Genomic DNA, 528 nt, shown 5'->3' with positions numbered 1-528 from the left:
CCCACCGAAGAGTTAACGGCTTACCAAGAGCGCTTTTTTGAGAGCGACCTGGGCAAGATTTACCAAGCCATCCCCTGGGAGGCCATGGTCAAGGGATTTGGCCTGAAAGAATCCGGCCGTGGCACCCGGATGATGTTCAGCCCCCGTGGGCGGATCGCCCTGATGTTTTTAAAGCACTATGCGGGCTGTTCGGACCGGAAGCTCATCGAGCAGCTGAACAGCAACATCGATTACCAGTTTTTCTGTGACCTCCATTTGGGGCTTGAACGGATCACCAACTACAAGATCGTGAGCCAGATCCGCTGTGAGGTGTCCAAAGTGCTGGATATCGATACCCTGGAAAAAGTGTTCTACACCCATTGGAGGCCCTGTATCGATGAGGCGGAAAAAGCCGTGGTGGATGCTACCTGCTACGAGAGCGAGGTGCGCTACCCAACGAGCACCAAGCTGCTCTGGGAATCCTTGGAGTGGCTCTATGGGGAACTCCGCCCCCTTTGCCGCGTGTTGGGGGTGAAACTGCCCTGGAGC

At 55.9% G+C, this 528-nt stretch carries 1 protein-coding gene; it reads left to right on the top strand.

The annotated features are described in order from the left end of the window. Positions 1–528, top strand: a 528-nt coding sequence (locus MKP05_RS22085; protein WP_240570178.1) for a transposase, incomplete at both ends; no start/stop codon positions are given.

The organism is Halomonas flagellata, from assembly GCF_022487945.1.
Lineage (GTDB): Bacteria > Pseudomonadota > Gammaproteobacteria > Pseudomonadales > Halomonadaceae > Halomonas > Halomonas flagellata.
This window is presented reverse-complemented; position numbering and strand designations above follow the sequence as displayed.